Annotated in this window: 4 protein-coding genes; 1 reads left to right on the forward strand and 3 read right to left on the reverse strand. The window is 36.0% G+C overall.

The genetic code is table 11. From position 1 onward, the window contains the following. Positions 1–185, reverse strand: a 185-nt coding sequence (locus tag BUB92_RS10880; RefSeq protein WP_143156955.1) for a hypothetical protein, incomplete at its 3' end; no start/stop codon positions are given. 524 nt (positions 186–709) lie between these two features. Beyond that, on the reverse strand, positions 710–1,333 hold the full coding sequence (locus tag BUB92_RS10890) for a hypothetical protein (protein WP_073093580.1): 624 nt from the start codon (positions 1,331–1,333) through the stop codon (positions 710–712). A 991-nt stretch (positions 1,334–2,324) separates the two neighbouring features. On the opposite strand from BUB92_RS10890, the gene BUB92_RS10895 reads away from it, so the two are divergent. Further along, positions 2,325–2,633: an ABC transporter permease subunit gene (locus BUB92_RS10895; protein ID WP_278280535.1), complete on the forward strand. Its 309-nt coding sequence runs from the start codon at positions 2,325–2,327 to the stop codon at positions 2,631–2,633. A gap of 255 nt (positions 2,634–2,888) precedes the next feature. Here BUB92_RS10895 and BUB92_RS11755 read toward each other — a convergent pair. Then, positions 2,889–3,111, reverse strand: a 223-nt coding sequence (locus BUB92_RS11755; protein WP_207646682.1) for a hypothetical protein, incomplete at its 5' end; no start/stop codon positions are given.

The following is a 3,111-nucleotide window of genomic DNA, read 5'->3' on the forward strand; positions in this document are numbered from 1 at the left end:
ATTTCCATAAATTCTGATACTTCATTCCCTTTTATAGTTATTACTATTTTGGCCTTCCATTCATGCCCCTGGCCGGTGAAAATTATCTGTTCATTATCAGTAGTGGATTTATAAATGATATATACAGATAATATAAGGATAGCTACAGCTATTGTTATCAGCCAGAAAGAAGTCTCTTTTTTCATCAGTTTATTTTAACCTCCAAAACTCCAGTCTTGTAAACCGTAATCTTGTATTCTGACTTCTAAATTCCAAGGATTAGAAGTGCCGCGCTTTATTTCGATATATGATCCACCCATTTGTCCCATAATAGGGGTTTTGGCAATATACTCATTATTCCAATAAGGGGTTAATGTATACCACTGGCCGGGAGCATTAATATTTCTGGAAGTAAAAGCAGTGTTAAAAGGAGAGTTGCTTTTCAGGACGAGCAACTTGTCCATACTTTATTTGCTAGATTTAGAAAAATTATAAAATACAAAAAAGGAAAAAACAAGCTTAAGGTAATTTTAGGGTAGCATTTGGTCTTAAATTGCATGTTTAAAGGAATAAATGGCTGAAAAAGAGGACAATTTATGATATAAAAAAATTGCTCCTCCCCAAGGGAGGAACATTTACGTTTAACTCAGGGTATTACTAAAAGGTGGCAAAATCACGGTATAAAGGAAAAGGCAGGTTTTACCCCGCCTTTATTTAACGGGAAAATGGATTAATCTATATATTCGACTTTCGCCTGCTGGATGAGTTTCTGTTTAAAATCATTCCAGTTCTGTTCTCGGGCTGCTGCATCTATCTGCTCTCCGCTTTTCTTTTCCTGTTCTTTTTCCACTGCCTGACGCAGGTTGGCAAGAGCCAAACCTTTTTGATAACCTTTGATATTTTGCTCGAAAAATTCATCTACAGTAAGGCCCTGACCTTTTATATATTCCAGTATAAGGTCAGCATTTTCAGGTTTGGGGTCGGCAGTTAGCATCTGTTTTTGCTGGTGGGCAAATTTTTCTGCTTCTTTAAGTTCAGGAACTAGATTACGCTTTTCTGCTTCCTGATAGAGTACCTGTATTTCAATAAGTTTATTTATTATGTCTTCGTCAGTTGCTTTTTGTCCACCAGCTTCCAGCAGTATTTTCTGGATATTAAAATCTTTACGGGTAATCGGATCACCATTTACCAGGAGGATAATCTGTTCATTTTCTTTTTTGTTTTTTTCATATGCTATTTTTTTTCCTAACTGGAAGAAGTCAGATACGGCTGCAAGTTTACCAGATACCAGGGGAAAGGTTATTATAGCTGCCAAGATAAGGATGGTTATCAATATGGTTCGGTTTGCTTTCATTTTATATTAATGCTCTCCTTTCTTAATTGTTTACCCAGCCTGATTGAGGATTATAGAAAATATGTGTATAAGTAGGGTATGAATTAGAAGGAAAAGTCTCGGATGAATGCCACCATGAATTTACGACAGTTTTGCATTGATAATTGGAATTAAACCACTTATTACAATTATTTTTTTCACCATAGTTGTCCCAGCTTTGCCAGTTAGAAGATATTAAAATTGGGAAATAAGTTAAACTGGTTTGGGGGTAAGTTATAACTTTTGTATTTCCTGAGTATAAGTCACTATTTGTGTGAGTTTGATTCATTCTAAAAAAATAACTTCCAGCATTAACAATTGCTCCTGATACAGAAAATTTATCTAATCTTAGCTTATCATCAAAGGCAACTCCATCTATGCTGACCCAACTTATAGTTTGGATAGAATAAGGAAGTCCGTTTACATTCCAGATAATAGAGATCACACGGGTAACAGATGTATCAGAATTTGCTGCTATTGTGTAAGCAGGCGATAATAGAAAGATTAAATAAAAATATTATTGAACATATAGTAAAAAGTATTTTTTGAGGAACTGCCATTATATATCACTTCCTTTTTGGTAGAATAATGAAGTATTTTAAATTCAGTTGATTCTAAGGCAAGCAATTTGTACCACCCCTTTATTTGCTAAATATGAAAAAATTATAAAATACAAAAAAAAAAAAACAATATTAAAGTAATTTTTGGTTGGCATTTAGTCTTAAATTACATATTTTAATGAATAGATGGTTGTAAGAGAGAACAATCTATGGTATAAAAAATTGCTTCTCCCAAAAGGGGAACATTTACTTTATGCTTCATTAGATAAAGGAACCGGCTCTATAATGAGAAGCTGGCCCGTTATTATATAGAGGGAGGCGGAGAAAATACGGGGAATGCTAAAATAGAAGAGTTTTGGCAAGATGCCAACTAATGCAAGAGCCTATATGGCTATCGATGAATCTCCTTAGGAATCAGGCAGGTTTCAGCCAATCTGGTGAAGGTAGGAGAGGCATTTGGAGCTGATCGCTGGCAGATGATGAAGGAGATTTTGCTGCCGCTGTCTGTGCCTTCAATTTTGGCAGGGGTAAATCAGACGACAATGATGGCTTTAGCTATGGTTATAATCTGCAGTATGATCGGAGCCGGAGGAGTAGGCTATAATGTCTTGATAGCCATCAACAGATTAGAAGTTGAAAGGGGCTTTGAAGCCGGCTTTGTGGTGGTGGATCTGGCTATTGTCATAGATCGCTTGACTCAGGGGATTACTCAAAGGTGGTAAAATTCTGGAATAGCAAAAGAATAGTATTTATTGTATGCAGAAAGGCAGGTTTTTAGCCTGCTTTTTTGATTGAAACAATAATGAGGTCAGCTTTTATATTCAATTTTTGCCTAGCTTATTAGCTTCTGCTTAAAATCATTCTAGTTCTTTTCTCTGGTAGGTGCATTAAGCTGTTTTACTGCTTTTTTTTCCTGTTCTTTTTCCACTGCCTGACGCAGGTTGGCAAGAGCCAAACCTTTTAATCATATTGATATTTTACTTCCTTTGGAGCTCAAAATTTTCTTCCTTTCCCTTCCCCTCGATTCTAAGATTTATATTGCCTTCAAAATTGTGGGGTATGAATCCTCCTTGGCTTGATGTATAGGAAGTAATACTTTTGGTCGCTCTGTCCAGGTGACGTCTGCCACTGACGCTGTTTCCAGGCATTTGATAGCTGAAAAAAATTTCTCCAGTATCATCGGGATTTGCACCAATGTAT

It is taken from the genome of Thermosyntropha lipolytica DSM 11003 (assembly GCF_900129805.1).
GTDB lineage: Bacteria > Bacillota > Syntrophomonadia > Syntrophomonadales > Syntrophomonadaceae > Thermosyntropha > Thermosyntropha lipolytica.